The 22,857-nt window shown below is 57.5% G+C and carries 21 protein-coding genes; 10 read left to right on the top strand and 11 right to left on the bottom strand.

The annotated features are described in order from the left end of the window. Positions 1-27: 27 nt before the first annotated feature. A complete protein-coding gene (locus ACYVDM_RS02420) occupies positions 28-417 on the bottom strand; it encodes a RidA family protein (RefSeq protein ID WP_415791174.1) in 390 nt (129 codons plus the stop codon). Between the two features lie 172 nt (positions 418-589). On the opposite strand from ACYVDM_RS02420, the gene ACYVDM_RS02415 reads away from it, so the two are divergent. Together ACYVDM_RS02415 and ACYVDM_RS02410 are read left to right on the top strand one after the other, a co-directional pair. Beyond that, entirely contained in the window at positions 590-1,570 is a 981-nt protein-coding gene (locus ACYVDM_RS02415) for a Bug family tripartite tricarboxylate transporter substrate binding protein (RefSeq protein ID WP_415791176.1), read from the top strand. 150 nt (positions 1,571-1,720) lie between these two features. Then, the gene (locus ACYVDM_RS02410; RefSeq protein WP_415791178.1) at positions 1,721-2,626 is read left to right on the top strand and encodes a MurR/RpiR family transcriptional regulator; all 906 of its coding nucleotides are present in this window, start codon (positions 1,721-1,723) and stop codon (positions 2,624-2,626) included. Positions 2,627-2,673: 47 nt separating this feature from the next. Here ACYVDM_RS02410 and ACYVDM_RS02405 read toward each other — a convergent pair whose 3' ends face one another. The 5 genes from ACYVDM_RS02405 to ACYVDM_RS02385 are packed head-to-tail and all read right to left on the bottom strand — an operon-like array spanning position 2,674 to position 7,577. After that, a complete protein-coding gene (locus ACYVDM_RS02405; RefSeq protein ID WP_415791180.1) occupies positions 2,674-3,423 on the bottom strand; it encodes an SDR family NAD(P)-dependent oxidoreductase in 750 nt (249 codons plus the stop codon). Between the two features lie 9 nt (positions 3,424-3,432). Further along, positions 3,433-4,569 (bottom strand): M20/M25/M40 family metallo-hydrolase, encoded by a 1,137-nt coding sequence (locus ACYVDM_RS02400; protein ID WP_415791182.1) that lies wholly within the window; start codon positions 4,567-4,569, stop codon positions 3,433-3,435. Positions 4,570-4,605: 36 nt separating this feature from the next. Continuing rightward, positions 4,606-5,388: an SDR family NAD(P)-dependent oxidoreductase gene (locus ACYVDM_RS02395; protein WP_415791184.1), complete on the bottom strand. Its 783-nt coding sequence runs from the start codon at positions 5,386-5,388 to the stop codon at positions 4,606-4,608. After that, on the bottom strand, positions 5,361-6,263 hold the full coding sequence (locus ACYVDM_RS02390) for a polysaccharide deacetylase family protein (protein ID WP_415791186.1): 903 nt from the start codon (positions 6,261-6,263) through the stop codon (positions 5,361-5,363). Before ACYVDM_RS02390 ends, ACYVDM_RS02395 begins: the two co-directional genes overlap by 28 nt. Before the next feature lie 21 nt (positions 6,264-6,284). Further along, the gene (locus tag ACYVDM_RS02385; protein ID WP_415791188.1) at positions 6,285-7,577 is read right to left on the bottom strand and encodes an MFS transporter; all 1,293 of its coding nucleotides are present in this window, start codon (positions 7,575-7,577) and stop codon (positions 6,285-6,287) included. Positions 7,578-7,684: 107 nt separating this feature from the next. Between ACYVDM_RS02385 and ACYVDM_RS02380 the strand changes: the two genes are divergently transcribed. Beyond that, positions 7,685-8,470, top strand: a complete 786-nt coding sequence (locus ACYVDM_RS02380; RefSeq protein ID WP_415791190.1) for an IclR family transcriptional regulator — start codon at positions 7,685-7,687, stop codon at positions 8,468-8,470. Between the two features lie 63 nt (positions 8,471-8,533). Here ACYVDM_RS02380 and ACYVDM_RS02375 read toward each other — a convergent pair whose 3' ends face one another. Continuing rightward, positions 8,534-10,333, bottom strand: a complete 1,800-nt coding sequence (locus ACYVDM_RS02375; protein ID WP_415791192.1) for a 5'-nucleotidase C-terminal domain-containing protein — start codon at positions 10,331-10,333, stop codon at positions 8,534-8,536. Between the two features lie 158 nt (positions 10,334-10,491). Next, positions 10,492-11,001, bottom strand: coding sequence for a single-stranded DNA-binding protein (gene ssb / locus ACYVDM_RS02370; RefSeq protein ID WP_415791194.1), 510 nt, complete (start codon positions 10,999-11,001; stop codon positions 10,492-10,494). A 428-nt stretch (positions 11,002-11,429) separates the two neighbouring features. On the opposite strand from ssb, the gene ACYVDM_RS02365 reads away from it, so the two are divergent. Together ACYVDM_RS02365 and ACYVDM_RS02360 are read left to right on the top strand one after the other, a co-directional pair. Further along, a complete protein-coding gene (locus tag ACYVDM_RS02365) occupies positions 11,430-11,888 on the top strand; it encodes an Abi family protein (RefSeq protein ID WP_460475300.1) in 459 nt (152 codons plus the stop codon). Then, positions 11,824-12,459 (top strand): Abi family protein, encoded by a 636-nt coding sequence (locus ACYVDM_RS02360; RefSeq protein WP_415791198.1) that lies wholly within the window; start codon positions 11,824-11,826, stop codon positions 12,457-12,459. The genes ACYVDM_RS02365 and ACYVDM_RS02360 overlap by 65 nt, the downstream gene beginning before the upstream one ends. On the opposite strand, the gene ACYVDM_RS02355 is transcribed toward ACYVDM_RS02360, so the two are convergent. After that, complete coding sequence (locus tag ACYVDM_RS02355; RefSeq protein WP_415791200.1) at positions 12,456-14,657, bottom strand: phosphocholine-specific phospholipase C; 2,202 nt, start codon at positions 14,655-14,657, stop codon at positions 12,456-12,458. The two genes, ACYVDM_RS02360 and ACYVDM_RS02355, sit on opposite strands and share 4 nt — an antisense overlap. Positions 14,658-15,174: 517 nt before the next feature. After that, the gene (locus ACYVDM_RS02350; RefSeq protein ID WP_415791202.1) at positions 15,175-16,509 is read right to left on the bottom strand and encodes an MFS transporter; all 1,335 of its coding nucleotides are present in this window, start codon (positions 16,507-16,509) and stop codon (positions 15,175-15,177) included. Positions 16,510-16,732: 223 nt separating this feature from the next. Between ACYVDM_RS02350 and cyoA the strand changes: the two genes are divergently transcribed. Genes cyoA through ACYVDM_RS02325 form a run of 5 tightly spaced genes read left to right on the top strand, consistent with a single transcriptional unit; the run spans position 16,733 to position 21,648 of the window. After that, positions 16,733-17,776 (top strand): ubiquinol oxidase subunit II, encoded by a 1,044-nt coding sequence (gene cyoA / locus ACYVDM_RS02345; protein ID WP_415791204.1) that lies wholly within the window; start codon positions 16,733-16,735, stop codon positions 17,774-17,776. Positions 17,777-17,812: 36 nt separating this feature from the next. Further along, positions 17,813-19,816, top strand: coding sequence for a cytochrome o ubiquinol oxidase subunit I (gene cyoB, locus ACYVDM_RS02340; RefSeq protein WP_415791206.1), 2,004 nt, complete (start codon positions 17,813-17,815; stop codon positions 19,814-19,816). Then, positions 19,809-20,450: a cytochrome o ubiquinol oxidase subunit III gene (gene cyoC, locus ACYVDM_RS02335; RefSeq protein WP_415791208.1), complete on the top strand. Its 642-nt coding sequence runs from the start codon at positions 19,809-19,811 to the stop codon at positions 20,448-20,450. Before cyoB ends, cyoC begins: the two co-directional genes overlap by 8 nt. Then, on the top strand, positions 20,447-20,857 hold the full coding sequence (cyoD, locus tag ACYVDM_RS02330) for a cytochrome o ubiquinol oxidase subunit IV (RefSeq protein ID WP_415791210.1): 411 nt from the start codon (positions 20,447-20,449) through the stop codon (positions 20,855-20,857). The genes cyoC and cyoD overlap by 4 nt, the downstream gene beginning before the upstream one ends. Next, positions 20,857-21,648 carry an SURF1 family protein gene (locus tag ACYVDM_RS02325; RefSeq protein ID WP_415791212.1) on the top strand — a complete coding sequence of 264 codons (792 nt, stop codon included), beginning with the start codon at positions 20,857-20,859 and terminating at the stop codon, positions 21,646-21,648. Before cyoD ends, ACYVDM_RS02325 begins: the two co-directional genes overlap by 1 nt. Here ACYVDM_RS02325 and ACYVDM_RS02320 read toward each other — a convergent pair. Beyond that, positions 21,631-22,815: an MFS transporter gene (locus ACYVDM_RS02320; RefSeq protein WP_415791214.1), complete on the bottom strand. Its 1,185-nt coding sequence runs from the start codon at positions 22,813-22,815 to the stop codon at positions 21,631-21,633. The genes ACYVDM_RS02325 and ACYVDM_RS02320 overlap by 18 nt on opposite strands. Between the last annotated feature and the right edge of the window lie 42 nt (positions 22,816-22,857).

The raw sequence follows: 22,857 nt of genomic DNA, 5'->3' as shown, positions 1-22,857 counted from the left end.
AATCTCGTTGGGAATGGTGTCTTCGTCTCAGACAGCGGGCTTGTACGCGGTCACTTCGATCTCCACGAGAGCATCCACCATCAATCTCGCCTGCACCGTCGAGCGAGCAGGTCGGTGAGCCCCGAAACACTCCATGTAGATTTGGTTGAACGCGGCAAAATCCCCAGCATCAGCCAGCCAGACCGTGATCTTGGCAACGTCCTGGAGCGAGCAATCCGCCAAGGCCAGCGCAGCCTCGACACGCCGAAAGACTTGCCGTGTCTGACCTGCGATTCCACCTTCCACAATCGTGCCTGCATCGCTCAGAGGAACTTGCCCTGATACGAACACGAAATCACCAGCGCGCGTTGCAGGTGAAAGCGGGCGGGCTTCACCATCAGAAGAGAGAGGTGCATGTCCTAGGGTTTGTACGAGCATGAAAGTCTCCTGTAAATTGGTAATAATATTACACGCAATATTGTGAATTAGATGCAAAACACCCAAATCACCGGATTAATTTTTATATCAGGGCCGCCACTCATGTCTTGAATGTAAATTAATTACATGTCTCGGATGATCCTTACCGCTCCGTATCAGGTTGAAATCCATCATGAAAAAACTCTTGCTGTTCGTCGCCCCTCTTATTGGTTTTATTACCTCGCCGGTCCACGCGACCGATCCCGCCGACTCATGGCCTAACAAGCCAATCACCGTGATCGTGAACTCAGCGGCAGGTGGGTCTGCCGATGTGCTTACCCGCATCGTCTTCAACGAGTTGGCCAAAGAGCTGAATACTTCATTTGTGATCGAGAATCGGCCAGGCGCGGGTGGAACTATTGCCATGTCAGCCATCAAACGCCAAAAGCCGGACGGCTACACATTAGGCTATGCGAACGTCAATACGTTGAGCGTGAATCCATCACTGTTCAAGCACCTGCCATATGACGCCAATAAAGATTTCGAGCCTGTCGGCCTGATGTTCAATCTTTACAACGTACTGGCCGTGCGCGCCGATCATCCGGCAAAAACAGCACCGGATTTATTTAGCTACGCGAAAGAAAATCCTGGGAAACTCTCTTACGGTGCCTCGGGTATCGGCACCAGTGGTCACATTGGTGGAGAATTGCTCCGAAGCATGGCAAACCTCGATGTGCAATTTGTGCCTTACCAGGGCGATCCCCAATCTTTACAGGATCTGATCGGAGGCCGGATCGAATACAGCATCAGCAACTCATCGGTCGTGATGCCGTTAGTTGATAGTGGCAAGCTGAGGGCGCTGGCAATAACCTCTCTGAAGCGGGTTCCGCTATACCCGGATCTGCCCACCTTCGATGAATCCGGCATCAAGGGTTATGAGAATGTGTCCTGGGGAGGGATCGTCGTACCCAAGGGGACCCCGCAAAGTATTGTCGATAAACTCAATACCTCAATGAATAAGGCACTGCGTACGAATGCCGTGCAGGATCCCATGAGCAAGCTTGGGGCTGTTGCCGTTCCCGGATCGCCTGAGGACTTCCGTACACTCATCAATAGCGAGCAGATAAAATATCGAAATCTCATTGAATCCGCCAAAATTCCAAAACTTGATTAATGTGTTTTAGGACGTGGCGATAATGGCCAAATCAACAACGATGTGCCTGCTATAGTTGGGCATTTACGCCATGCCGCATGCGCGGAGGCTGGAGTACCTGACTACCCCAGCCGAACTAAATGAGGCAGGTATGGCCGGCGCCCATTCATAATGCCTATCAGCGCGAACAATCTACTCCAAGAGCTTCAGGAACGCTTGCCGAGCCTGTCTCCGTCGCAGGGCCTGGTGGCCCGAGTGATCCTTTCTGACCCGCAGGCGGCGGCCGTCGCCACTGTCGAAGAGCTGGCCAAAAGGGCAGGAGTATCCATGCCCACGATCGTCCGGACCTGCCGAAGTTTTGGCTATATTTCCGTGCGCGATTTTATGGTTGCCCTTGCGCAAAGCTATGCCGCCAATGGATCGCATTTGCATCGCAGCGTACTCGCAACCGATAGCACTGCGGATGTCGCTAGCAAAGTGATTCACGGCGCAATTTCGTCATTTCGAGAATTGATTCAGAGTATCGACGCGAAAGTGATCGACGATATCACTGATCGTATGGCTATCGCAGAACGTATCGACTGCTATTGCGTCGGCGCAGCCTCGACTTTCATCGCCAACGAATTACAAAGTCGACTCTTTCGATTGCGCGTGCAGTCCAACGCGATTTTTGATGCTCACCAACAACTGGTCTCGGCCAGCACGCTCGGCCCCAGAGGAATTGCATTCATTATCTCGCATGTCGGTCGCATGCCGTACACGCTCGACGCAGCGCGTTATGCACGTACTCACGGTGCAACCGTCATCGCCTTGACGCAGTCCGGCAGTCCTTTGGCCGAGGTGGCGGATTTGGTGCTCGCCATCTCAGGGCCTCAGGATCCGCTTCGCCCTGTGGGGACCGAAACGCACCTCGCCCATCTCATTATCATTGAGATTTTGATGGTGCGTTTGGCACAGAAGCTAGGCCCCGTCGCAGTGCATGATCTTCAGCACTTCAAGCAATTGATGCAAGAGTACGGATTCGACAGCAACATTAATGCGGTCGACAGCGAAAGCAAGCCCATAAAGTCTGGGTAAAGAAAACCCATCTGTACACAACAGACGGGCGTCTCCCACCAAGAGGGCTACGAGTCAGGCGCCAGGTAACGCGCCCCAAGCCAGCCCCCATCTACAACCAAAATCTGTCCTGTGATAAACGAGGCATCCGGCGAACACAGAAACGCGGCGGCGCCGGCCACATCCTGCGGTGTGCCATTGCGACGCAAGGCCGTTGCGTCGCACATGATGCGCTGGTACCACGTATTCTGCTCGATGCGCTCTCGCGTAAGGTCGGTCTCGATCACTCCCGGGGCGATGCCATTGACACGAATGCCGCGCGGTCCCAGGTCGGCAGCGAGCTGTCGTGTCATCTGAGCCAGCCCCGCCTTGCTCACCGAGTAAGGTAGCGAGCCAGGAAATCCCACTAACCCGAACACCGAGGTCATATTGATGATGACTGCGTCACCCGGCGTGAGCACAGGCAGAAGATCGCGGCACATCCGAAAAGACGCGCTCAGATTGATGTCCATATAACGCGACCAATCCGCATCGCTCGTCTGATCGATCGGCTTGGCGTTTCCGATACCTGCGTTGTTGATCAGAAAGTCCAGCGACGTGCCTTGAAAGTGCTCGGCCATACGAAGCGACACGGCGGGGTCGGACAGATCGGCCTGTATGGCGTCAATCTTTCCTCCACCCGCGCTTTCTACCGAGTCGAATGCTCGCATATCCAGGCCCACGACATGGGCGCCTTCACTTGCCAGTCGCGCGGCGATCGCAGCGCCAATACCGCGCGCCGCCCCCGTCACCAATGCCGTTTTCCCGGAAAATCGCATCGCTTACTCCTAATTCAGCCGTGCCAGCAAACCCGCCATCAGGCGAGCACGCTCAACCAGGCTGTCTTCTTCAATGTATTCATTCAAGGTGTGCATGCCCGCGCCTCGCAGGCCCAAACCGTCGAGCGTATTCATGCCCAGCGCGCCCGTAAAATTGCCGTCTGAACCACCGCCGGACAACTGATGCGGCAGTGAAAATCCAATGCGACCCGCCTCTTCTTTTGCCACCTCGTACAGCTGCATCGTGCCGTCGGTCGTATCCCAGATCGGGCGAGTCGCAGTGACTTCGACGCTGAAACTCGCACCCGCGTTTTCAAATACCAGCGTTTTGGCGCGGCTGATCGCCATGTCCAGATCGGCTTGTGTTTTGGCCATCGACAAAGCCTCGCCCGTACATTCACGGGCGACGCAGTTCACCCATTTCCCGCCGTTGATGACGCCGACGCTAAACGTGAAATCCTCACAGGTCATTTGTTCGAGCTCGATCAATTTTTCCGCCATGACACGGATGGCAGATCGACCCTGGCTCAGATGCCCACCCGCGTGACTGGGTGTGCCAGTCGCTCGCAGGCTCATGCGCGCAATGGCATAACGACCGGTCACCACGCCCCCATTTGGGCGCGCCGGCTCCGGAATCAGCACGTATTTGTGGCGTGCGGCTTCGGTCTCGATCAGGGCGCGCGTAGACGGGCTGCCAATTTCTTCGTCGCTGGTAAAAAGCACGGTCACAGGCAGTCCGGTCGGAATACCCGCCGCCTTCAGTTGGCGCAGCGCTTCGAGCACGATGAAGTTGCCACCCTTCATGTCAAGAATACCCGGCCCATAGCACCGGCCGCCTTCGCGACGCCATGGCAATTGCTGCACCGTGTCCACGGGGTGCACCGTATCGAGATGCCCCATGGCCAGAATGCCCGGCTCCCCACTCTGCGAGAAAGTCGCCCGGATGCAATCGGCCATGCCCGCCATACCAGGAATGCGTTCGACCCGCCCTCCCATGGCAACCATCTCTTCGGCGGCGATCGTCATCATGCGATTGACCGCTGACGCGTCATAGCTGGGGCTTTCGCACTCGATCCATGATCGTAGGCGCGTCACCATGGATTCGGTGTCGAGGGGTAAAGCGGCGAGCTGTTGTTCCAGACTCATAATGGCCTAAGTGAAATGAGTGAATGTCGAACGGACTTAGTGAAAACTTCTTCCACCATCCACGGCAAGCGAGGTTCCGGTGATATAGCCCGCGGCGTCGTCAAGCATGAAGCCAATGGCGGTCGCGATCTCTTGAACTGTGCCCGCGCGCTTGATCAAGTAGCGATCGGAAATCTCCGCCATCGCCGCCCCCGGATCAACCGCGGTGCGCACCGAATCCTGCAGCATGGGCGTATCGACAATGCCCGGACATACGGTATTGACGCGAATGCCGTCGGCGGCCAGATCCATCGCCAGCGCCTTTCCAAACATCACCAGTGCGGCCTTGCTGCTGCAGTAGGCGGTGCGCTGCGCAAGCGGACGCAACCCCGCGGCCGACGCCACGTTCACAATGGCCGGATTGACCCCGCGTTTCAATGCCGGCAACGCGGCATGGCACACGTTGACGGGCCCCATGAGGTTCACGCCCAGCAACCGTTGCCAATCTTCAGCCGTCATCTGCTCGAAATCACGCAGCAGATCGACGCCCGCGCAGTTCACCAGGCCGTCCAGGCCATCGAGCCCTGCGACGAGTTGATCGACCCCGCGCCGGACCTGCGAGACGTCTGCCACGTCGGCGCTCGCGATGACGGGCGCCGCCCGCCCTTCGAAATGCGCCACAACGCGCTGCAAGCCGGCCTCATCGCGATCGAGCAAGCCGACTCGCGCGCCAATCGCCAATAGGTATTGGGTCGTTCCAAGCCCGATGCCGGAGGCCGCGCCGGTGACGATGATGCGTTTGCCGGACAGGGTCATGGCGCGGCGTGTTTGAGCGACCATGCAGCAACCTCGGCATGCGTCGCGAACCAGACATCGCCTTTGGCCTGAGCGCGCCGGATCACTTCTTCGAGGATCCAGATACGCGAACGATAGCCGATGATGTGCGGATGCATGGTGAGCTGAAACAAGCCACCATCTTCATAGGCTGCTTCAAACTCGCGCACAAAAATATCCAGTACATCGGTAGGCGCGGTGTAGGGCCTAAGCGACTGAAAGCGGTTCATCATGAAATACACGGCATCATCGCGCACCCACTCTACCGGCACTTCCACCACACCCGAGGGTTCGCCCTCGAGCATCAGTTCATAGCAGTTCTCGTCGGCCATCAAAGACGAGTCATACAACAATTCCATCTCTTTTTCTATCGCCAGCGTCGAGTCGCTGAAGTCCCATGACGGCGTGCGCAAGCCGACGGGTCGCTTGCCCGTGACGGCCTCCAACACATCGGCCGCACGCATCATCAGGTCGCGCTCGTCCTTGGCCGGCAGGACCGAGTTGAGTTCATGGATCCAGCCGTGAATGCCGATTTCGTGGCCATCGGCAGTCAGGCTGCGCTGCTCGTCCGGATACAGTTTAGCCACGACCGCCGGCACATAAAAACTGGCGCGCACATCGAAGCGGGCAAGGAGCTTCTGAATGCGCGGCACGGCCACACGAGAGCCATACTGCCCCCACGACAGACGACCTATCGACTTGCCGCCATCGCGCAATTCGTTTGAATCGTGATCGGAATCGAATGAGAGCGCGACGGCACAGCGTGCGCCATCGGGCCAATGCGTGGGATGCAGCGAACGTCCTGCGCGTACACGATCCACCAGCTTCTGCCAGTGCGCATCGGGCCATTGCCAGGGTTCGAGGGACGTGTGTTCAGACATGAGCGTTCTCCGTGTGAGCGATCAGCGCAAGGGGCGACCGCTGGTTTCTTTCAGGCGCAGCACGACGATCACTGAGATGAGCGCGGCGGGCATGAGGTACAGATAGGTGGGTGCCACCGGTGAACCCGTTGCGTCAATGAGCCATGTCGCCATGAAGGGTGCGAAGCCGCCGAACACAGCAGCCGCAACCGTGTAGCCGGCAGACATCCACGTCGAGCGCAGATGTGTCGGGAAAATTTCCGAGATGGCGGCAGGACCGGGGCCGGAATAAAGCGCCAGTAATACACCCAGCAGAATCTGGATCGGCATCACCACCGCGATGCCGCCGATGTTGGCCATCAACGAAAACAGAGGCCAGGCCAGCACGCCAATACCAATCGCGCTGGCAAGCAACAACGGCCGACGCCCCACGCGATCGGACAACGCCCCCCACAGGGGAATGGCGATGACCATGGCAATGAGACCGACGGTGTTGCACCATAACGCCTGCGAAGGCGTGAGGCCGGCGTACCGCTGTGTGAACGTGGGCATCCACGCGAGCAGTGCGTAGTAAGCGACCGTCCAGAATATCGTGAACCCGAATGCCAACACGCCAAGTCCCAAACCGGAGACCACCGGCTCATTGACGGGGGCTTTACGCGTGGCCTGGAACGACGGCGTCTCGTCGACGTTGCGGCGAATGTAAACCCCAACTATCACCAGCACCACACCCAGGATAAACGGCACACGCCAACCCCAGGCCAGCATTTGTTCATTGGTGAGAACGGTGGTGATCAAGGCCGCAATAGCCGAACCCAGCAACGATCCGCCTGCCGTGCTGACTTGCTGAAAGCTGCCGAAGAAACCACGCCGCTCCGGGGGGGCCCACTCGATGATGAACGCGGTGGACGTCCCCCACTCGCCGCCCGCGGCGATGCCCTGGATGATACGCAAGGCCACTAGCAAGATAGGCGCCCAAATACCGATCGTTTCGTAGGATGGCAGCAGCCCGATGCCGATAGTGCCGAATGCCATCATGAAGATCGTAAGCACCAAGGCAACCTTGCGGCCGCGTACATCACCCATGCGTCCGATGACGATGCCGCCGAACGGCCGGGCCAGAAAACCGACACCGTAGGCGGCAAAAGCAGCCAATAACGATGCCGTGGGATCAGTGCCGGGAAAAAACTTGGCAGCGATCATCGTCGCCAGATAGGCGTAGACGCCAAAGTCGTACCACTCCAACATATTGCCGATGGAGGCGGCATAGATGGCTTTACGGGACTGGGCCGTCGAAACATCAGGCATAGATGGGGATGTGGTACCGGCTGCCATGAGTATTCCCTTTGTAAGGCACTACTTAGTAGCGCCAGTTATTGTATTGCAATGCAATACCTGGTATTTTCATACAATAATATTAGGCACTAGAAAGAGAACCGTCAATGCAAAGCCCCGCTACACCCCCTAGGGATAACCCGTTGTTTGTAAACGCTTTAGCTAAGGGCATGGAAGTATTGCGGGCGTTCACAGGCGCGGGCCGTTACCTGAGTCTCACAGAAATCGCCACGCGCAGTGGACTGGACAAAAGCACGGCCCAACGCATGTCTCATACGATGCATCAACTGGGCTATCTGGAAAAATGTGCAGACACGCGTCGCTATGCGCTGGGCCGCCAGTTGCTGGATTTTTCGTTCCAGTATGTGCGCACCAACCCGCTGGTCGAAGTGGCCACCCCACACCTTATCGAGTTACGCCGCGAGTGCGAAGAGCGCGTCGATCTGAGCCTGTTCGACAGGACAACGCTGGTCTATGTCATTCGCCTGCAAAGCAAGCGAGAAAAGTTTTACACCACACTCGTAGGTCGGCGTATGCCCGTTTTTTGCAGCGCGGGTGGACGCGCCATGCTGGCAAAACTGCCCGAGGAGGAAGCACTGCAGATCGTCTTGGCTAGCACGCGTACGCCCCTCACCCCCCACTCAATCACGGATGTGGACGCGATCATGGCCAAGATCGCCGCAGCCAGGAAAGACGGCTATGCGATGGCGGTGCAGGAATCGATCGTGGGCGAACTCACTCTGGGAGCCGCGGTACTAGACGAAGACGGCAGACCGGCGGGAGCGGTGCATATCGCCGCGTCGCTACACGAATGGGAGCCTGAAAAATTCGCCGCCCGCATGCTGCCCGGTCTGCTCAAGACCGTGCACGTGCTGAATCAGCGCGTGCAATGAATTTTTTGCCGATGACGGCGGCGAGTTCTGGGATGTTTGCCGGCCCTGTGTGCCTACATGGGATCAGTCAACGACCGATTTCAGACTGTACTCGGCGGGATCTAACACCGGCAGTTCATTGCCAGGTAAGTGCTTCTGAAAGTATTCGACCAGTGGTACCGCATAGGCCACCGAACTGTCTTCATGCACGCCAGGATCTGCCGCGATAGCTTGGGCGAACGTGTCGTAGCCATCCTTGCCCAGGGCGGTGAACGAGTTGGTCACGACACGATAGTTGGCGTTCTTATCAATGGGCCCCCAGGTGCCCGTAGTGCGATCCTTGACTTCCACACCCTGGATGCGGCTGCCCCGAGGCTGACTCTTGTACACGTCGAAACGCAGATGCGACGCATACGGGAATGCGCCCGTCGAGCCCGAGGTCAACGCATATTGCGCGGCGTCTTCCAGAACTGCGATCACACCATCGCCGCGCAGGGTGACGGTAGCCACAGTGTTTGAGAACGGCAGCATGGTGTATGCGTCGGCCACAGAAAATGGACCTTGCAGGAACTGCGTACGCACCCCGCCAGCATTCTGGATCGCGATATCCGCGCGCGGCATATATTTCAGGAACGCATCGGCCACATAGTAGGCGGCATAGCTGCCGGTAGGCGTACTGCCGGCCGCGAAAGCCGCTGGAATGCGATCGAACGGCAGTGTCTGCGCCACCGAGCCCAGCGTCTGCTGACGGAAATCTTCGAGCTCCTTGGCGTATGGGGCGAGAATAGCCTCAACAGCGGGATCTGGCTCCTGCAGCGTGAGCGTTTGCGACGTGTCGATCAATGCGGCGATCTCGGCTTCGCGCCCGGCGCTCACGGCGACAAACTCGCCTTGTGCATTGGCTTCGAGAAACGGCTTGTCCAGGGGCAGCACGATGCTGCCCTCGGCGACCAGCACGTTACCCTGCGGGTCGAACTCGACATTCAGCACCCCCAGACCATGCGCCATCTCCCAAGCCTGAGCGATATAGACCGGTTTGCCGTCCGGCGCCGACACGACGGTCGGGTAAGCACCATCGACTTCCAGCCCCATCGCCGCTAATTCACCTGTCGAATCCAGCAGTTCATGCGTATCACCACCAATGACCACGTCGATATCGTCCACCTGCTGGCCCAGCGCGATATCGCCGTCATAACCCAGGTGGCTGAGCACAACGATCTTGTTAATCCCTTGCGCCGCCAGCTCGGCAACGTTCTCGCGCACTGTCGAGATCTCTTCCGTGAATTCCACCGCATCGGTCACCATCGATGAGTTCACGGTTTTTTCCACTTTCAAGATGCCGATCACGCCTACCTTCTGGCCGTTCATTTCCCGAATGACATAGGGCTTGATCGGCGCGCCATACAGAGGGCTACGCGATGTCGGTTTCACGTTGGCACCGAGAATCGGGAACGTGGCTATGTCGACCAGGCCGCGCAGCACGGCCTCGCCTTCGTCAAATTCGTGATTACCCAACTGGTAAGCATCCAGCCCCAGCGCATTGAACAGTTTGAAGTCGGGTTCGCCCTTAAACAGGCTGAAGTACAACGTGCCATTCAGTTCGCCACTGTTCAGTACCAGTGTGTCTGGCGTACGCAGGCGATCAATCACGCCGGCCAAACGTGAAAAGCCGCCCATCTGTACGCGCGCCATGGCGTTCCCCAACTGCAGGTCGTACGCGCTGCCGTCCAGATGCGAGTGATGGTCGTTGGTGTGCAAAATCTGCAACGAGTAGTTGGTGGCCTGCGGCGGCAGATTGTCATCATCATCACCATCGCTACCGCAGGCTGCCAGCAGCGCCAAGCTCAGTAAACCGCTGCTCAGGACTAATCGACGACCAAACATGAGTGCCTTCCTTGTTATGGAGTTCCGCGACGCGAATGGAACGATGCAAGGAATCTAGGGGCGCAACTTTACATGCGCATGACTCAAGCTCTAAAAGAAAAACCCAGACAGGTTATTTGCCTGTCTGGGTTCTTTTACGTGGACCGCTGAGGTGCGATTCAGAACGGAATATCGTCATCCATATCCGCGAGGTTCGCCGCCGCGCCCGCCGCCGGCGCGGCAGCTGCCGAGGCCGGACGCTGGGCGGGCGGGCGTTGAGCCGGGGCGCGCTGCTGACGCGGTGCGCTTTCGTCGTAGCCACCGCCACCGTAACCGCCCTCGCCGCCGCCTTCACGGCCACCCAGCATTTGCATTTGATCAGCAACGATTTCCGTACTGTAGCGATCAGCGCCGGTGTCCTTATCTTGCCATTTACGGGTTTTCAGACGACCTTCAATGTAGACCGGGCGGCCTTTCTTCAGGTATTCGCCCGCGATTTCAGCCAAGCGGTTGTACATGACGACGCGGTGCCACTCGGTTTCCTCGCGACGCTCGCCGCTGGCCTTGTCTTTCCACTGCGAGGTCGTCGCGATGGAGACGTTGCAAATCGCCGCGCCATCCGGGCTGTAACGCACTTCGGGGTCGCGCCCCAGGTTGCCGACGAGAATGACTTTATTAACCGATGCCATGACGATTTTCCTCTGGTGCCCACGAACAACTAACGTTGCCCAATGGACATAAATTTGCAGAATTTTCCGAACTTGCCAGAGCTAACCTGAAATGGTTTCAAGCTCTGGTTCTTATAGTGCCGGGGGATGAACGTATCCAGTCGTACAGAACGTACGGCTGTCCCCAATGAGGCAATATCGTAAGCTTACCGCACGTTGTCATGATTCTACGAGGCTGCGCGCCGAAACGTCTCACATCACGCTTGCAACAAACACAAATGAGAATTTTTCTCGTTTATATAAAATAATTGCATTCCGGCCTGTTCGCGCAACGTTGACCTCGGTTAACAGCCGTGCTTTAATTTCGGTAACGCACCCACCACACGTGCCTTGAAAAAGGCAGTGCAAAAGGTGGGTTTTTCATTGGGCGTTCCGGAAACCCGACATTCATGCCGGGGCAGAAAGGGGCGCCGCCAAAAGGCTATAGGATTGGTCTGATTCGACCGATTGCCTGGTTGAACTCCCAGCACCTCTCAGCTGAAGCACTTCTCGCAAAGCTCGAGACAGCGGGCATGGCCATTAACCGTTCAACAGCCTTACCGTATATGCATATGGTGGGCGGCTATCGCCTCAAAGGCTATTGGTTTCATCTTAGAGACTCAAACGGAGCATTCCCTGCCGGAACAACGTTTGATGATGTGATCGCCAGATACGAATTTGATCGCGCCTTGCGATTAATAACTTGGCAATCGCTCGACCAAATCGAGGTTGCTGTTCACGCACGCATAGCCAGTTATTTAAGCGAGGCAGTGAATCCACATTGGTTCATGGAGGATTGTCTCTTTGCTCAAACACCCAATCCCGTCTACCCCAACGTCAAAAAAAAAAGAGGTAGACCGCGCGCATAAGCGTGCTTACGTCGCGCACTATCGGAAACAGTACACCTATCCTCCTGTGCCACCCAGCTGGACTACCTGTGAATGCCTTAGCTTCGGCGCATGGTCCAAGACATTCAGCCTCCTCGCCGATAAGACTCTCAAAGAAAACATCGCGAAATTCTTCAACGTGGACACAATCAATGTGTTTGGTTCGTGGCTTCACACGCTCACAGTGCTGCGAAATACGGTTGCGCATCATGGCCGCCTGTGGCGCATGCGCGTTGACGTAGTACCGATGGAATACCGACGTAAGCAGATCGGGGCGAGCGGTGACCGCAGTTTTTATCCGTTAGCGACGATCATCAATTACTTTTTGGACAACATTGGCTTTCTAAATGATTGGGCCTCGCGACTAGACGCGGTGTTTCACGCCTATCCCGCGATTAATAAAACAGATATAGGTTTTGGCCCAACCTGGAACAGCGCTCCCGGTTGGGTCCAATCGCAGAACATCAGTCAATACACTCCACCACCTCCTCCTGCATCACTCTCCAAAAACCGCAAAGAACGCAGAAGAGCAGAGTATTGTGTTAACCCTTAAAAGCCATCAAACCCCATCGCGGGATCGCTGATGCCATCCTCACCGGTCTCGACACGCCCCGCAAAGCGGCGACTCCACCCTGCCAGGGCTGGGCAAGTGACCGTGAAGTCGTACCAGCGTGAGCTGCCGCCGAGGTCCCAGTGGAGATCTTTCGACGCCCCCGCCCCTACCGTCTCACTCCAGGTCTCGCCATTGAAGTAGGCATTGGCCGTCACGACCAGGTCGGCGTTGCCATTTCCGGCGTTCATCATCGTGAGGTAGACGTTACCATTGGCCACGTCGTAGCACACACGCACCTCCGGTGCGGCAGCCGTCTGTGCGGCCTGGACGGCCAAATCGCCCGTGAACGCACGGTGAAATCCATTGGGACCCAAGACCCACAAGTCGTACTCACCGTTGTCGCCACCCGCTTCCCACACATCGTCCAATTGCTTGTCGGGCTGAACCATGTATCGACGCGGAATGCGGTCCAGATGCAGACGATCATAGACGTGGAAAACCGCAGCCTCCTTCCCCGAATTGGCAAAAATCAATTGCACGGTCGCTGCGCCCGCATCGGCGCGGGCGCTGACGTGCAACTCATACGGCAAAGCACGCGACGCACGGGTACCGGTATCCTGGTCCGGCACTGACTGAGGGTTGGGCAGCGGTACGGCGCCCAAGGCCTCTTGCGACAAAATCAACGCATCGGCGGCGTCTTTCGTCGTTCGGCCGGACAGCGTCGGCACTTCCTCGTTCGGCGTGGCGAAGTTAAACGCGCTGGTCAGGTCACCACACACGGCGCGGCGATACGGACTGATGTTGGTTTCTTCAATCCCAAAGCGCGCCTCCAAAAAGCGCAGGACCGAGGTATGGTCGAACTGCTGCGAGTTCACCCATCCGCCCTTGCTCCACGGTGAAATCACATACATCGGCACGCGGGGACCCGGACCATAGCAATCGCCATCCTGCGGTGGCATCCTGGCCCCATCGACGATGGGATGCGTGTAGTACTCGTAAGAAAGATCCTCGTCACTGAGCGTCGTCTTGCCCATTTTCGCGCCGGTTTCATCCATCGACGGCGCGCAAGGCGGAGGCACGTGATCGAAGTAACCGTCGTTCTCGTCAAAGTTCACGAGCAACACCGTCTTGCTCCAGACCTCGGGATTCGCCGTCAGCGCATCCAGGACTTCTTGCGTGTACCAAGCCCCTTGCGCGGGGCTTGAGGGCCCAGGATGCTCCGAGTATGTCGAAGGCGCCACAATCCAGATCACTTGGCGCAGCTTATTGTTCAACACGTCTTGCTTGAATGTCTCGAGGAAACCACCATCGGGCATCGTATTTGCAATGCCCTTGTACAGCGGTGCCACAGCGTCGTCGCTCTCCTCGTAGACGGGGTTATTTTCGACGTCGTGATAGACCGGTTTGCCAGAGTCCAGATTGGCTTGGCGATAAGCATCGAAGCCGACCAGCGAATTGTCGCCAAAGTTGCTTGGCATGTTTTGGTAGACCATCCACGTGACACCCGCCTCCTCGAGGCGCTCGGGATAAGTCTTCCAATTAAAGCCCGTCGTATTCAGATCCGTAGTCGTATTCAGCGAATCCCACACGTTGTTTACTACGACCTTCCCATCATCCGAGGTAGCGCCGTTCGTACCGGTCATGGAAAAGAGGCGATTAGAGTTGGTACCCCCATGCAACGAGCAGAAATACGAATCGCACAGCGTGAATGCGTCGGCCAACGCGAACTGGAACGGTATCTCCTGGCTTGTAAAGTAGCCCATCGATTCCTGATTTTTGTACCTGGGCCATTCGTTCATACGGCCGCAAGCCCATGCATCACGGGCATCCACCCATGAGTGTGGCGTACCGCTCACGCGCTGCGCATTACCGGCGTTTTGATCCAGGTGATAAGGCAGCACCAGCGCGCCGTCGGCATTTTTCTGTTGCCAGACGCTCAGGTCATCGGCCATCGGGATGGGGAATCGATCGCCAAATCCACGGACCCCCGATAGGGTGCCAAAGTAGTTGTCGAACGAGCGGTTCTCCTGCATCAAGATCACGACGTGTTCGACGTCCTTGATCGTGCCCGTCGCATTATTGGCCTCGATGGCCAGGGCGCGACGAATGCTGGGCGGAAACAGGCTGAGGGCCGCCGTGGAAAAAGTGGCGCCGACACCCGTGCGCAGAAAATTTCGTTTTGATTGATTGATAGTCATCTGAGTCTGCAACGCTTATCAAATACTTAAGGAGCACAACGCAGCGACACAGGCGCTGTGTTGTCAGGATTACCGCTGTCATTGGAGTCGTCGTCGCCGCTCCCACACCCTGCAAGAACACACGTGAATCCAATAAGCGCTAGCAACACTCGGGCGCGACGCGCGCATCTGGCGAACGCCCATTCAGTCGATTCTGGCTTCATAAGTTTGAGAGTTATGTCGTGAGGATTATTGAAAGCACAGTCGCGACGCCAACGGCTTTTCAGCGATGACTATGCATGGCTCTTTTCTGTCGAAGAGCGGGGAAGTCTATGGAGGGACGAAGACGGAACGATTACAGCAAGCGCTGGAATTCCGACGTTTTTGTCAACGTTTTTGGGCGAGCAGATTGAATTTGTAATAATGGCTTCTCGCCGCCATCGCGACCACGCGCGATCTCCTATGCGACGCCATCGCACAGGAAAACTTTCGTAAAAAAGAGAATAGAAATAAAACTGCGGTCAACGCAGCAAAAATATCAATCCCGCGTTTCCAGGACCTTGTTGATACGCAGCGCCAATAGCGTGCACACCGTGCCGGACAGCAGATAAATGCTGACAGCCACCAGGCCGAAACGTACCGACAAGCCTAACGCCACCAAGGGTGCGAATGCCGCGCCGACCAACCAGGCCATGTCTGTCGTCAGTGCGGCGCCCGTATAGCGATAACGCCGTGAGAAATTGGACGTCACGGTGCCAGAAGCTTGACCGTAAGACAGACCCAACAACACAAAGCCAATCAGAATGAAAGCGTTTTGTGCGGTTGGACTGCCGCCCAGCAGCCAGGGCGTAAACAAGGCGTAGACGCCGATTAATAGCGCCAACGCACCCAAGGTCGTCCGGCGCCCGATACGATCGGCCAACATGCCCGAGGCAATAATGCCCAGAATGCAAAGCACGGCCCCGATGATCTGCACGATCAAGACTTGGGGAATCTCCTGCGAGGCACGAATCGCGATCCATGACAGCGGAAACACCGTCACTAGATGGAACAGGGCATAGCTGGCCAACGCGGCAAAGGCGCCAATGAACAGGTTATAGCCTTGCTCACGCACCATCTCGCTGACCCTGATGGGCTCGAGCTCGCCTTCTTCGAGGAGTTGCGTGTATTCCTCGGTGACGACCAGGCGCAAGCGCGCAAAGAGCGCCACCACGTTGATGGCAAACGCGACAAAGAAGGGATAACGCCAGCCCCAAGACAGGAAATCGGCTTCGGTGAGGGTCACGTGCAGAAATAGAAACAGTGCACTGGCGACCATAAAGCCAACGGGTGCCCCCAACTGCCCCAGCATCGAATACCAACCGCGACGATTAGACGGTGCGTTGAGCGCCAACAACGACGGGAGCCCATCCCACGATCCGCCAAACGCCAGCCCCTGCATGCACCGAAATATCGACAGCAACACGATGGCATAGGCACCAATAACATCGTAACTGGGCAGGAATGCCATCCCCACCGTGGCCGTTCCCAGCAGGAACAACGCCACCGTCAATTTTGTGGCGCGCCCCCAATGGCGCTGCACAGCCATCGACAACGCCGTGCCGATGGGCCGCATGATGAAGGCAAACGAAAAAATCACGAATGACCAGAGCGTGCCTTCAAGCGGCGCCTCGAAGGGAAAAAAGACCCTGGGGAAAACCAATACGCAGGCGATACCGAATACAAAGAAATCGAAATACTCGGAGGCGCGCCCTACCACCACGCCGACGGCGATTTCGCCGGGAGCCACCTTGGCACGGCTACCGTGTCCGCCTGACAGGCCCGCCCCTGGTACGGGGGCAGTATGGCCAGGATATTGCGTAGTGCTCGACATGGGTTAGCTCGCAAGTGGAGGTTCTGGATACACCTTGTCTACGATCTTGCAACATACGGGTAGAAGGGTACGCGCATGTCAAGGAATGCCGCAAGCATCTTGGCATCAATCTGTGCACAAAACGTCGCTTTATGCAGATTTATACACGCGTAATGGTAGATTTTTCTTAACTTCCGAGGTAGTGTTGCATTTACTTCCCACGGTTACGTTTCGGGGTTTGGCTATGCCGTCTTTCCCAAGGTTCCGCGGATTGATCCTACTTGCCCTTTTGCCATTGCTGGCAGGGTGCAACGCAGTTCTGCTATCGCCGTCCGGCGATATCGCCCTGCAGCAACGCGATCTGGTCATCATCTCGACCGGGCTGATGCTATTGATCATCGTACCGGTCATCCTGCTGACATTTCTGTTCGCCTGGCGCTACCGGGAAAGCAACGAAACGGCTAACTACGACCCCGATTGGCATCATTCGACCGTGCTCGAGCTACTGATCTGGGCCGCCCCGCTGCTCATCATCATTGCGCTGGGCGCATTGACCTGGGTCAGTACCCACAAACTAGACCCCTATCGCCCGCTGACCAGGTTATCCGAGGGACGCGAGGTTCCCCCCAACACCAAGCCGCTCGTCATAGAAGTCGTCGCGCTGGACTGGAAGTGGCTGTTCCTCTATCCCGAGCAAGGCATCGCCAGCGTCAACGAAATGGCTGCTCCCGTTGATCGTCCGATTCAGTTCAAGATCACCTCGTCGGCCGTCATGAACTCCTTTTTTATTCCGGCCCTGGCTGGCCAGATTTACGCCATGCCGGGCATGCAAACTACTCTGCATGCCGTCATTAATCACCCCGGCGAATACGAGGGCCTGTCGGCCAATTACAGCGGATCGGGCTTCTCCGGCATGCGTTTCACGTTCCACGGCGTGGATCAGGCGGGTTTCGACAAGTGGGTCGCTGATGCGCGTGCCTCTAGCGATACGCTGAGTCGCGCCGCATACCTGCAACTAGAGCAACCCAGTGAACGCAATCCGGTGCAGCGCTATAACAGCGTGGCGCCGGACTTGTTCAGCGCCATCGTCAACCGCTGCGTGGAACCTAACCGTATGTGCATCAAGGACGTTATGGCCATTGATGCTCAGGGCGGTCTGGGTATCCCTGGCGCGTACAACGTGACGAGCCTGAGCCCTGCCGTACGCGAGCGCCTTGGCCTGACGCAAACGCCCCCGCGCCAGTATGTAGGCTCCATGTGCACGTCGACGGCGGAATTACTGCTCTGACAGGCGCGCACTTATGATCGTTACCCTGAGACCGAGATGACCGATCAATTCGACCTGACCAAGCTGATATTCGGTCGCCTGACCCTGGACTCTATTCCATATCATGAGCCCATTCTGGTCGTCACCTTTATCGTCGTCGCCATCGGTGCGATGCTCGTGCTGGGCGGCATTACCTACTTTGGCAAATGGGGTTACCTCTGGCGCGAATGGTTCACCAGTATCGATCACAAGAAGATCGGGGTCATGTATGTGATTCTGGGCATCATCATGCTGCTGCGCGGCTTCTCGGATGCCATCATGATGCGATCGCAGCAGGCGATCGCTTTCGGAGAATCCACCGGGTATTTGCCACCGCATCACTATGATCAGATATTCACCGCGCATGGTGTGATCATGATTTTCTTTGTGGCCATGCCATTGGTCACGGGATTGATGAACTACATCGTGCCCTTGCAGATCGGTGCGCGCGATGTGGCGTTTCCCTTTCTCAACAACTTCAGCTTCTGGATGACCGTCAGTGGCGTCATACTGGTCATGCTGTCACTGTTTGTCGGTGAATTTGCGAAGACAGGCTGGCTGGCGTATCCGCCCTTGTCAGGGATCGCGCACAGTCCGGATGTGGGGGTGGATTACTACCTGTGGGCGTTGCAGATAGCAGGGGTGGGGACACTGCTATCAGGCGTGAATTTGCTGGTGACCATCATCAAGATGCGCGCGCCCGGCATGACGTTGATGCGCATGCCCATTTTCACGTGGACCTCCCTATGCACCAATGTCCTGATCGTCGCGGCCTTTCCCGTCCTCACGGCTGTGCTGGGGTTGCTGGCCATGGATCGCTACGTCGGCACCAATTTCTTCACGGCGGATTTCGGCGGCAACGCGATGATGTACGTGAATTTGATCTGGATCTGGGGACACCCCGAGGTCTACATCCTGATCCTGCCCGCGTTTGGCATTTTCTCCGAGGTCGTCGCCACGTTCTGCCGCAAGCGCCTGTTTGGCTATGCGTCCATGGTGTATGCGACGGTCGTGATCACCGTACTGTCGTATCTGGTCTGGCTACATCACTTCTTTACGATGGGTTCAGGCGCGAGCGTGAACTCATTTTTCGGGATCACGACGATGATCATATCGATCCCGACCGGCGCCAAGATATTCAATTGGCTGTTCACGATGTACCGTGGGCGTATCCATTTTGACGTCCCGATGCTGTGGACCATGGGCTTCATGGTGACCTTTGTGATTGGCGGCATGACAGGTGTGCTGCTGGCAGTGCCGCCAGCGGATTTCATTCTGCACAACAGCTTGTTCCTGATTGCGCATTTCCATAACGTCATCATCGGCGGCGTGTTGTTCGGCCTGATGGCCGGCATCACCTACTGGTTTCCCAAGGCCTTCGGCTACAAGCTCGATCCTTTCTGGGGCAAATGCTCATTCTGGTTCTGGCTGGTGGGCTTTTATTTCGCCTTTATGCCGCTGTATGCGCTGGGGCTGATGGGGGTCACGCGCCGCGTGAATCATTTCGAAGACGCATCGCTGCAAATCTGGTTCCAGGTCGCCGCGTTCGGCGCCCTGCTGATCGCGCTGGGTATCGCCAGTTTCCTGATTCAGCTGGTCGTGAGCTACCGTCGACGCGAGTCTCTGCGTGACGTCACTGGCGACCCCTGGAATGGCCGCACGCTGGAGTGGTCTACGTCATCGCCACCGCCTCCATACAACTTTGCATTCACCCCCCGCGTGCATGACCAGGACGCGTGGTGGCAAATGAAGCAACATGGTTATCAGCGGCCGCAGACCGGCTTTATCCCGATACACATGCCTAAAAACACTTGGGCGGGCATCGTATTGGCGGGCATCAGCATGGTCATGGGGTTTGCACTGATCTGGCACATGTGGCCACTGGCCGTGCTGTCTTTCGCGGCGCTGATCATCGTGGCAATTACCCATACCTTCAACTACAAGCGCGACCACTACGTGCCGGCTGAAACAGTCGTGCAAACAGAGGCTGCACGCACCCGGTTGCTGGAACAACATGTCTGATACTTTGGCCCCCCCGTTGCCTGGCAGCGCGACGCCGCCCACCGAGCCGGTGTTTTACGTTCCTGGCGAACATCATGCCAAGAACGGCACACTGCTTGGGTTCTGGCTGTACTTGATGAGCGATTGCCTGATCTTCGCTTGCTTGTTCGCCACCTATGGCGTGCTCGGCCGCAACTATGCGGCGGGCCCATCCGGCGCGGATTTGTTCGACTTGCCGCTCTTGGCGCTAAGTACATCGCTACTGCTGGTCTCCTCCATCACGTACGGCTTTGCCATGCTGGAGATGCGTCAAAAACGCACCGGCATGGTGCAGTTGTGGCTGGCCATCACCGGCGTCCTGGGCATTGGCTTCTTGTCGCTGGAGGTGTATGAATTCACGCATATGATCGCCGAGGGTGCGGGGCCGCAGCGCAGTGCTTTCCTGTCGTCGTTCTTCACCCTGGTTGGCACGCATGGCCTGCACGTGACGTTCGGGACACTCTGGCTGATAACACTGATGGTGCAGGTGCACAAGCATGGCCTGATCCCTGAAAACCGTCGGCGCCTGATGTGCCTGTCGATGTTCTGGCACTTCCTGGATCTGATCTGGATCGGCGTGTTCACCTTTGTCTATCTGATGGGAGTGCTGCCATGACGACGCAAACCGATCATCTGTCGAACCTGGAGCTCGGATCGAATCATGGTCATGACGGCCACGGAGACGACGAGGCTGGCCACGGGACACTCAAGAGCTACCTCACCGGATTTGTACTAGCGGCCATTCTGACCGTCATCCCGTTCTGGCTGGTCATGGACAAGGTATTCGACTCCTCTCGCACCACGGCGCTGGTGCTGCTGGCCTTTGCGGCCGTACAGATAGTGGTGCATATCGTCTACTTTCTGCACCTGGATACCAAGTCCGAAAGCGGCTGGAATATGCTGGCGTTCATCTTTGCGCTGGTGCTCGTTGTCATCACGCTGAGCGGATCCCTCTGGATCATGTATCACTTGGATTCGAATATGATGCCCATGTCCGTTCACGACATGCGAAATATGCCCTGATGACCGCAGTAAAAGCAGAACCCGATTCCCCCTCTTCCCGTCCGCGCAGCACCTTGTCCCTGGTAGTTATGGGGGTGATTGCGCTCGCCATTTTCGTGGCGCTGTGCGCGCTCGGCACCTGGCAAGTCCATCGTCTGGCCTGGAAAGAAACCCTCATCGCGAATATCGATGCCCGCATACACTTGCCTGCCGCGCCTGCCCCACCGCGATCCGAATGGCCATCGTTGACCCGGGACAACGCCGAGTACCGCCATGTCACCGTCTCTGGCCATTATCAATATGATCGCCAGACACTGGTCCAGGCCGTGACGAACTTTGGTAGCGGCTATTGGGTCATGACGCCCCTGATGCTCGCCGACGGCAGTACGATTCTGGTGAATCGCGGCTTTGTCTTGCCCGAATGGCGCAAGAACGCAGCGGCCGAAAATCCGCCCCCGCTGGTCGCGCAGGTCACGGGATTACTACGCATGGGCGAGCCCAGCGAAGCCTTTCTGCGTAATAACGACCCCGGTGCCAATCGCTGGTATACGCGTGATCTGCAGGCCATCGCCGCGGCACGTGGCTTGACCGACGTGGCCCCTTATTTCGTTGATGCGGATGCGGCCAGCAGTGCCAACAACCGGGATCCTGTTCGTGCACCGGTCGGCGGATTAACGGTCGTGACCTTTGCCAACAGCCACCTGAGCTATGCGATTACCTGGTATGCGCTGGCGATTATGCTGCTTGTGGGCGTCTGGATCGTGGTGCGAGAGGAGCGTCGGCGACGCCAGCCGTCAGGACAAGGGCTTTAAGGCCCACGTCACGGCCAACCAAATCGCCGACAAGCCCGCTGCTGCCCAAAACACCGCATGTGTGCCCGCCTGGGCGGCGAGCCAGCCGCCGAGCGCGCCTCCACAAAATAGCCCCGCGGCCTGCGCCGTGTTGTAGAACCCGAGCGCCAGTCCCTTGTACTGGGCGGGCGCGACTCGCGACACTAACGAGGGCTGCAGGGCCTCCAGGATATTGAAGGCCACAAAGAATGCCGTCATCGCCACCGCCAGGGTATAAAACCCCTCGCTGGCGCCGGGTAACAGCGCGCACACGACGATCAGCCCCGCCACAGCCGCCCGCAACGCCCCCCGATGCGCACGACGACGTTCGGCCACGAAAATCACAGGCACCATCAAGACGAACGACACCAGGATGATGGGCAGATAGACCTTCCATAACGCCTGCGTGGGAAGACCGCCGGCATTGGCCAATAACGCCGGCACCACCACAAACAACGCCACCTGAATACAGTGCAGCACGAACACACCGAAATTCAGGCGCAGCAAATCGGCATGGGCCAGGACTTGGCGCGGACCGACGTTGTTCATGCTGCGAGCCTCGGTACGGGGGACCACGGGCACGAACCAGCGGGCCACAGCCAGACTGGCTACGCCCAGACAGCCGATCGTCCAGAACAGCCCCGGCAAGCCCCACCAGCCCACCAATACGGGCGCCAACACCAGCGACACGGCAAATGACAGGCCGATTGATCCACCCACCATGGCCATGGCGCGCGTGCGCACGGCGTCGCGGGTCGCATCAGCCAGCCAGGCCGTGATGGCAGCGGAAATCGCCCCCGCACCCTGAATAGCCCGGCCGATGGTGATCCAGAACACGTCTTGCGCCAAAGCGCACACGACACTGCCGGCGATAAACAGCAGGAGGCCGGCCACAACGACCGGGCGACGTCCCCAGCGGTCAGACGCCAACCCTAAAGGAATCTGCATGACGGCCTGCGTCAGGCCATACATGCCCAGCGCGAGGCCGACCCGAAACGGATCATCCCCCCCGGGTAAACCACGGGCAGCAACCGCAAATACGGGCAGCAGGAGGAACAGACCCAGCATCCGGCAGGCAAATAGTCCCGCTAGCGCAACACTGGCGCGCCTTTCCGACGGAGTTAACTTCAGTTTCGGTTCGACCGGCATGCAACAGGGATGGAAAAAGCCTCGGCGCGCTATAGTACCAAG

It is taken from the genome of Bordetella tumulicola, from assembly GCF_054779135.1.
Note: the sequence above shows the minus strand (reverse complement) of the source record. Positions and strands in the feature narration are given on the sequence as shown.

What these genes read in the sequence shown, in the direction of transcription:
- ACYVDM_RS02420 (WP_415791174.1), bottom strand. Translation starts at nt 417, where the DNA reads ATGCTCGTACAAACCCTAGGACATGCACCTCTCTCTTCTGATGGTGAA.
- ACYVDM_RS02415 (WP_415791176.1), top strand. Translation starts at nt 590, where the DNA reads ATGAAAAAACTCTTGCTGTTCGTCGCCCCTCTTATTGGTTTTATTACC.
- ACYVDM_RS02410 (WP_415791178.1), top strand. Translation starts at nt 1,721, where the DNA reads ATGCCTATCAGCGCGAACAATCTACTCCAAGAGCTTCAGGAACGCTTG.
- ACYVDM_RS02405 (WP_415791180.1), bottom strand. Translation starts at nt 3,423, where the DNA reads ATGCGATTTTCCGGGAAAACGGCATTGGTGACGGGGGCGGCGCGCGGT.
- ACYVDM_RS02400 (WP_415791182.1), bottom strand. Translation starts at nt 4,569, where the DNA reads ATGAGTCTGGAACAACAGCTCGCCGCTTTACCCCTCGACACCGAATCC.
- ACYVDM_RS02395 (WP_415791184.1), bottom strand. Translation starts at nt 5,388, where the DNA reads ATGGTCGCTCAAACACGCCGCGCCATGACCCTGTCCGGCAAACGCATC.
- ACYVDM_RS02390 (WP_415791186.1), bottom strand. Translation starts at nt 6,263, where the DNA reads ATGTCTGAACACACGTCCCTCGAACCCTGGCAATGGCCCGATGCGCAC.
- ACYVDM_RS02385 (WP_415791188.1), bottom strand. Translation starts at nt 7,577, where the DNA reads ATGGCAGCCGGTACCACATCCCCATCTATGCCTGATGTTTCGACGGCC.
- ACYVDM_RS02380 (WP_415791190.1), top strand. Translation starts at nt 7,685, where the DNA reads ATGCAAAGCCCCGCTACACCCCCTAGGGATAACCCGTTGTTTGTAAAC.
- ACYVDM_RS02375 (WP_415791192.1), bottom strand. Translation starts at nt 10,333, where the DNA reads ATGTTTGGTCGTCGATTAGTCCTGAGCAGCGGTTTACTGAGCTTGGCG.
- ssb (WP_415791194.1), bottom strand. Translation starts at nt 11,001, where the DNA reads ATGGCATCGGTTAATAAAGTCATTCTCGTCGGCAACCTGGGGCGCGAC.
- ACYVDM_RS02365 (WP_460475300.1), top strand. Translation starts at nt 11,430, where the DNA reads ATGCCGGGGCAGAAAGGGGCGCCGCCAAAAGGCTATAGGATTGGTCTG.
- ACYVDM_RS02355 (WP_415791200.1), bottom strand. Translation starts at nt 14,657, where the DNA reads ATGACTATCAATCAATCAAAACGAAATTTTCTGCGCACGGGTGTCGGC.
- ACYVDM_RS02350 (WP_415791202.1), bottom strand. Translation starts at nt 16,509, where the DNA reads ATGTCGAGCACTACGCAATATCCTGGCCATACTGCCCCCGTACCAGGG.
- cyoA (WP_415791204.1), top strand. Translation starts at nt 16,733, where the DNA reads ATGCCGTCTTTCCCAAGGTTCCGCGGATTGATCCTACTTGCCCTTTTG.
- cyoB (WP_415791206.1), top strand. Translation starts at nt 17,813, where the DNA reads ATGACCGATCAATTCGACCTGACCAAGCTGATATTCGGTCGCCTGACC.
- cyoC (WP_415791208.1), top strand. Translation starts at nt 19,809, where the DNA reads ATGTCTGATACTTTGGCCCCCCCGTTGCCTGGCAGCGCGACGCCGCCC.
- cyoD (WP_415791210.1), top strand. Translation starts at nt 20,447, where the DNA reads ATGACGACGCAAACCGATCATCTGTCGAACCTGGAGCTCGGATCGAAT.
- ACYVDM_RS02325 (WP_415791212.1), top strand. Translation starts at nt 20,857, where the DNA reads ATGACCGCAGTAAAAGCAGAACCCGATTCCCCCTCTTCCCGTCCGCGC.
- ACYVDM_RS02320 (WP_415791214.1), bottom strand. Translation starts at nt 22,815, where the DNA reads ATGCCGGTCGAACCGAAACTGAAGTTAACTCCGTCGGAAAGGCGCGCC.